We start from the raw sequence: 6,397 nt of genomic DNA on the forward strand, positions 1-6,397 counted from the left end.
CGTTTACGACCGCGAGTCGCTGCGGGCGGTCAAGACCACCAAGCTGCCGCCGCTGCCGCCCCAGTACAAGGGCACGTCCCTGGGCATCACCTTCATCTTCAACCTGGAGCCTGGCAAGTGAGTGCATTCCCGGTCCCGCATCCGCGGCACGTGCTGCGCTGCCTGGTCCTCGCCGGCCTGCTGGTGGTCCTGACCGCCGGCGGCGCCGTGGCCCAGCGCAACGCCGACTACATCATCGAGCACACCTCGACCGCGTTCATCAAGACCGACGTCAAGATGACGCCGCTGGACGTGCTGGCCGGCGGCGAGAAGTCGGTCCGCGCCGCCGACCTCCTCTTCCAGGTGGTGGGCAACGACCTCTACTACAGCGGCCTGTTCCGGGTGGGCGAGAAGGAGGGGGGCGCCGACAGCCTCGCCTTCCAGTACGCCATCGAGGGCACCGTCGAGGGTCCCCTGCGCGACGCCGGCCAGACCGGCGAGGACGCCCCGACGACCATCAGCCTCAACCTGCTGACCTGGCCGGGGCGGCAGCTCATCCTGAACAAGCGCTACCGACCGCTGCCGTCCCAGATGCGCCCGACGGCCCACCACTTCGCCAACGAGGTGATCTACGCCCTGACCGGCGAGAAGGGGATCACCATGACCCGGGTGGTGTTCTCCCGCGACGACGGCACCGGCAGTGACCTCTACGTGGTCGACTACGACGGCGAGGGGGTGCAGCGCCTCACCTCGAACCGGGTGCTGAACATCTGCCCGAGCTGGTCGCCGGACAACAGCCGGATCGCCTTCACGAGCTACCGCAACCACTTGCAGGGTCTGTTCCTGCTCGACACGACCAACGGCCGGGTCACCCAGATCATCGAGCAGGGGGGGCTGAACTTCGGGGCCGACTGGCATCCGGACGGCACCGAACTGCTGGTTTCCCTGTCCCGGTCGGGCAGCCCGGAGATCTACCGCATCACCCCGGAGGGGAAGATCATCAAGCGGCTGACGGTCTCGCCGGCCATCGAAATCAGCCCCAGCTGGTCGCCCGGGGGCCGGGATCTGGTTTTCAGTAGTGACAGGACGGGCACGCCTCAGTTATATATCATCGACAGCGAGGGAACCGGCCGACGCCGGTTGACCTTCGAGGGCCGGTACAACGAATCGGCGGTCTGGTCGCCCAACGGCGACAAGATCGCCTACGCGACCCGGGAGGGGGACTTCACCCAGATCGTGGTCATGAAGTCCACCGGCGAAGACCGTCGCATCGTCACCGACGGCAAGTGGCGCAACTGCGAAGACCCCAGCTGGGCTCCGGACGGCCGACACCTGGTGTTCGCTTCGGATCGCAGCGGAGTCTTCAAGTTGTATGTGTACGACGACGTGGAAGGCAGCTTCCGCCAGTTGACATTCGGGAATGAACCCGATATTTCTCCCGACTGGTCCCACTAGCCCGCAGGGATGCGGGTGGTCGGATCGGCGAGGACAACACCGACAAAATCGCAAGGAGAGTTCCGGCATGAACCGAGCTTGGATGAACCGCACGCTGCTGCTTCTGGCCAGCTTCTCGCTGATCGCCGCCCTGACGCTGCTGGCGGGGTGCGGCGGCGGTGATGCCGCCGTCGAGGACGATCCCACCGCCGGGGCGGGCCAGCAGGTCGAGGAACTGGCGCCGCCGCCGGTCGCCGAGGAGAGGACCGAGCCCGTGGTGCCCGAGCGCCCGGACTACGCCAACATGGATCCGTCCGAGTACGGCGTCCAGGACGTCTTCTTCGGCTTCGACCAGTACGAATTGGACAACAAGGCCATGGGAATCCTGTCGGCCAATGCGCGGGCCATCCGCGAGGCCGGCACCGTGATCCTGATCAGCGGCCACTGCGACGAGCGGGGCACGCTGGAGTACAACCTGGCTCTGGGCGAGAAGCGCGCCAACGCCGTGCGCGACTACCTGGTGAGCCTGGGCGTGCCGGCCTCGAAGCTGCGCGTGACCAGCTACGGCGAGAACCGCCCCTTCGCCAAGGGCAGCAACGAGGACGCCTGGGCCAAGAACCGCCGCGCCCACTTCGAGCGTCCGTAACGGAACAACGGCCGGCGTTCGCGGAGGCCGGCCGGAGAGCAGGGAAGCGTCATGGAGTTCACCAAGGCCGGCCGTGGCCGGCGGCCTGGGGTGTCGCGGCGCCGACCCGGAACGATGGCGGCGGCCGGCATCCTGGCGATGCTGGCCGCCCTCGTGCTGGGCGGCTGCGCACCGCAGCTGAATCGGATCGAGACCGGCGTGCAGGACAACCGGGACGCCATGTCCCGCCTGCAGGCCGAGAACAAGCGTCTGGCCCAGGAAGTCGAGGCCCTGGCGGCCCTGCTGCGCATGGACAAGGAGGCCGGCAACGAGACCTCGGCCATGCGCCTGGCGAAACTCAGCCAGGTGTCGGCGCGCATGGACCAGCTCCTGCAGAAGCTCGACGACAACGCCGAGTACATGCGCGAGCTGTCGGCGCGGGTCGATCTGCTGGCGACCCGGCAGGGGGTGCCCGCCCTGAGCACCTACAAGCCGGTCGACCAGCCGGCGGCGGACACCGAAGTGCTGCCCGAGGAAGGCCGGTCGATCATGGCCCAGGCCGAACTCGACCGCAGCCGGGGCAACACCGAGCTCGCCCAGGAGGGCTACGAGGAGTTCCTCGCCAACTATGGCGATGCCGAGGCGGCCGACGAGGCCACCTACTGGCTGGGCGACCTGGCCTACGGCGCCGACCGGCACGAGGCCGCGCTGGCCCGCTTCGAGGAACTGCTCGCCAAGTGGCCGCGCAGCCCGCGGGCCCCGGCGGCCCTGTACAAGGGGCGCGCCTGCCTGATGGCCCTCGGGCGCACCAACGAGGCCTGGGAGTGGGGCGGTCGCCTGCTGTCCCAGTTCCCCGAGTCGGACGAGGCCGCGCTGCTGAGCACGGTCGAAGAAGGCAACTGACAAAGGAGTACCCGCAGGTGTCCAAGCATTCCGTCCTGAAGATGGCCCGCGGCCTGTCGACCGTGTTCCGCCCGGTCGAGGTCACCGACATCGACGACACCCACCACGCCTTCATCGTGCGCTACAGCGGGGACTACATCACCCACGCCCACGACAAGGACGAGTTCGTCTACATCCTGGAGGGCAGCCTGGTCGTCGAGATGGAGGGGAGCGAGGTGGAGGTGCGGCAGGGCGAGGCGATCCTGATCCCGGCCGGCACCCGGCACCGCCCGCGCTGCCGGAACTTCGCCCTCGGTCTCGTCGTCGAGACCAAGGGCCTGCAGAAGCAGATGGATCCCCAGGTCTGACGGGCCCTGTCCGGCAAAGCGAAGGGCGGCCCTCCGGGGCCGCCCTTTCGCGTGCGATCGGCGGTGCGTCGGGGCTACAGCTCGTCGCGCGGCTCGGAAAGCGTCTTCTCGATCCAGAGCACGTCGTCGCGGCTGCCGATGTACAGCGGCGTCCGGGCGTGCAGGGAATCGGGCACGATGTCCAGGATGCTCCGCGCGCCGTCGCTGGCGTAGCCGCCCGCGTTCTCGGCGATGAAGGCCAGCGGCGCCGCCTCGCAGGTCAGGCGCAGCTTGCCCACGGGTTTGCCCATGGTGGGCGGGTAGAGGTAGACGCCGCCCTTGAGCAGGTTGCGGTGGAAGTCCGACACCAGCGAGCCGATGTAGCGCGCGGTCATGCCGGCGCCGCGGTTCGGGGCGTCCTTGCGGGTGGTCTGGGTGTCGCGGCCGTACTTGAGCTGGCGCACCACGTCGCGCACCGCCGGCTCCCACTTGGGCTCGTAGGCCTCGTTCACCGAGTAGATGCTGCTGCGGAAGGGGATCCGGATGTCCTCGTGGCTGAGCAGGAACTCGCCGATGCTCGGGTCGAGGGTGAAGCCGTGCACGCCGTGGCCCGCCGTGTAGACGAACATCGTGCTCGAGCCGTAGATCACGTAGCCGGCGGCGATGAGATCGCGTCCCGGCTGCAGGATGTCCTCGTCGTCGATCTCGCCCAGCGGATGCTTCTTGCGCCAGATGCCGAAGATGGTGCCCACCGAGACGTTCACGTCGATGTTCGAACTGCCGTCCAGGGGGTCGAAGATCACGATGTAGCTGCCCGAACCCGAGGCCACGTCGGGGAAGACCGGATCGGCCAGCTCCTCGCTGCCCATGACCCCGACCTGCCCCTTGGTGCCCATGCAGCGCATGAAGATCCGGTTGGCGTAGTCATCGAGCTTCTGGACCGTCTCGCCCTGGACGTTCTCGGCCCCGGTGCTGCCGAGGATGTCGACCAGACCGGCCTTGCGCACCTCGCGCGAGACGACCTTCGAGGCGAAGGTGATGTCGTTGAGCAGGCCGGTGAACTCGCCGCTGGCGGCCGGATGGAGATCCTGCAGGGCCAGGATGTGCGACTCGATCGTGACCAGGTTCTTGGGGGTCTGGGTCATGTCCGTAACCTCTTTGCGAGAGCGTGGTTGGCGCGACACGGACAATTGTAGCAGGTCCGGGCCCGGGCTCCAAGGACCGGGGCGCCTAATTCCCTTGCGCCCCGCCGGGGCGTTTGCCAATGTAGCGGAAACACCCACCCCCGCGACCGTGCTGACCAGGGAGGCAACCCATGTCCGATGCCATGATCGACGTCCCGTTCCCGGCCAACGAACCCGTTCTCGGCTACCTCGACGGCTCCCCGGAGAAGAAGGAACTGAAGGCGGCGTGCAAACGGCTCGCCGGCGAGCAGATCGACATCCCCCTGGTCATCGGGGGCAAGGAAGTGCGCACCGGCCGGACGGACGACTGCGTCATGCCCCACAACCACGCCCACAAGCTCGGGCAATACCACAAGGGTGGCGAAAAGGAAGTCAAGGCCGCCATCAGGGCCGCCCAGAAGGCCAAGAAGGACTGGGCCGCGACCCCGTTCCAGCACCGCGCCGCCATCCTGCTGAAGGCCGCCGAGCTGCTGGCCGGACGCCACCGCATGACCCTGAACGCGGCCACCATGCTCGGCCAGAGCAAGAACCCGTTCCAGGCCGAGATCGACGCCGCCTGCGAGCTGGTCGACTTCTGGCGCTTCAATCCGTACTACGCCCAGCAGATCATGAGCGAGCAGCCCGACTCGGCGCCCGGCATGTGGAACATGCTCGAGCAGCGCCCCCTCGACGGCTTCGTCTTCGCCGTGACGCCCTTCAACTTCACGAGCATCGCCGGCAACCTGCCCACGGCGCCCGCCCTGATGGGCAACACGTGCGTGTGGAAGCCCGCCTCGAGTTCGGTGTACTCGGGCTGGTACATCATGCAGATCCTGAAGGAAGCCGGACTGCCCGACGGCGTGATCAACTTCGTGCCCGGCTCGGGGGGCCAGGTCGGCAACCCGATCATGGCCAGCCCCGAACTGGGCGGCGTGCACTTCACGGGCTCGACCTCGGTCTTCCAGGGCATGTGGCGCACCATCGGCAACAACATCCAGAACTACGGCTGCTACCCGCGCATCGTGGGCGAGACCGGCGGCAAGGACTTCGTCTTCGCCCACCCGAGTGCCGACGAGGACGCCCTGGTGACCGCGCTCGTGCGCGGCGCCTTCGAGTTCCAGGGCCAGAAGTGCAGCGCGGCCAGCCGGGCGTACATCCCCGAGTCCATGTGGAAGTCGGTCCGCCGGAAGCTGCTCGACGCGGTGGGCTCGATCCAGATGGGCGACGTCACCGATTTCCGCACCTTCATGGGCGCGGTCATCGACAAGGGCGCCTTCGAGGACATCTCGGGCTTCATCTCGCGCGCCCGCGGGAAGGCCGCCCGTGGCAAGGCCCGCATCATCGCCGGCGGCAAGTGCGACGCCACCACGGGCTACTTCATCGAGCCCACGGTGATCCAGGCCACCGACCCGCTCTACGAGACCATGGTCGAGGAGATCTTCGGCCCGGTGCTGACGGTCTACGTCTACCCGGACAAGGATCTGCTCAAGACCCTGCGCATCTGCGACACGAGTTCGGCCTACGCCCTGACCGGGGCGATCTTCGCCCAGGACCGGGCGGCCATCGTGAAGATGAAGGACGAGCTCGAGGGCACCGCCGGCAACTTCTACATCAACGACAAGCCCACGGGCGCCGTGGTCGGTCAGCAGCCCTTCGGCGGCTCGCGCGCCTCGGGCACCAACGACAAGGCGGGCAGCTACCTGAACCTGATCCGGTGGACGAGTCCCCGGACGGTGAAGGAGACATTTGACCCGCCGCGGGCGTATCCGTATCCCTATATGTCCGCCCGGTAGAACCCGGGACCGAGACCCCCGGGTGCTGCCCTATGGGTGAACAAGGAGAGGGGACGGCCAATTCCGGTCGTCCCCTTGCTTCGTTCCCTCTTTCGCGCCGGCGGGCGGGGCGGCGGCGGCTCCCCTCCTGCGATCGGCCGCCTCGGGCTCCGGTCCTTCCGGGCCTCCGTGCCC

The 6,397-nt window shown here is 67.9% G+C and carries 6 protein-coding genes; 5 read left to right on the forward strand and 1 reads right to left on the reverse strand.

The features are described 5' to 3' along the window. Positions 1-117: 117 nt before the first annotated feature. The 4 genes from KDM41_16720 (at position 118) to KDM41_16735 (ending at position 3,288) form a co-directional block, all read left to right on the forward strand. Positions 118-1,434 carry a PD40 domain-containing protein gene (locus KDM41_16720; GenBank protein ID MCB1185070.1) on the forward strand — a complete coding sequence of 439 codons (1,317 nt, stop codon included), beginning with the start codon at positions 118-120 and terminating at the stop codon, positions 1,432-1,434. A gap of 283 nt (positions 1,435-1,717) precedes the next feature. Beyond that, on the forward strand, positions 1,718-2,059 hold the full coding sequence (gene pal, locus KDM41_16725) for a peptidoglycan-associated lipoprotein Pal (GenBank protein MCB1185071.1): 342 nt from the start codon (positions 1,718-1,720) through the stop codon (positions 2,057-2,059). Positions 2,060-2,110: 51 nt separating this feature from the next. Next, positions 2,111-2,941 carry a hypothetical protein gene (locus KDM41_16730; GenBank protein MCB1185072.1) on the forward strand — a complete coding sequence of 277 codons (831 nt, stop codon included), beginning with the start codon at positions 2,111-2,113 and terminating at the stop codon, positions 2,939-2,941. Between the two features lie 17 nt (positions 2,942-2,958). Beyond that, a complete protein-coding gene (locus KDM41_16735; GenBank protein ID MCB1185073.1) occupies positions 2,959-3,288 on the forward strand; it encodes a cupin domain-containing protein in 330 nt (109 codons plus the stop codon). 74 nt (positions 3,289-3,362) lie between these two features. Here the strand turns inward: KDM41_16735 and fbp are convergent, their stop codons facing one another. Beyond that, positions 3,363-4,412, reverse strand: a complete 1,050-nt coding sequence (fbp, locus tag KDM41_16740; GenBank protein MCB1185074.1) for a class 1 fructose-bisphosphatase — start codon at positions 4,410-4,412, stop codon at positions 3,363-3,365. A gap of 170 nt (positions 4,413-4,582) precedes the next feature. Here fbp and pruA point away from each other — a divergent pair, with 170 nt between their 5' ends. After that, complete coding sequence (gene pruA, locus KDM41_16745; protein ID MCB1185075.1) at positions 4,583-6,223, forward strand: L-glutamate gamma-semialdehyde dehydrogenase; 1,641 nt, start codon at positions 4,583-4,585, stop codon at positions 6,221-6,223. Positions 6,224-6,397: the final 174 nt, after the last annotated feature.

This window comes from bacterium, assembly GCA_020440705.1.
In the GTDB taxonomy this organism is placed as follows: Bacteria; Krumholzibacteriota; Krumholzibacteriia; order LZORAL124-64-63; family LZORAL124-64-63; genus JAGRNP01.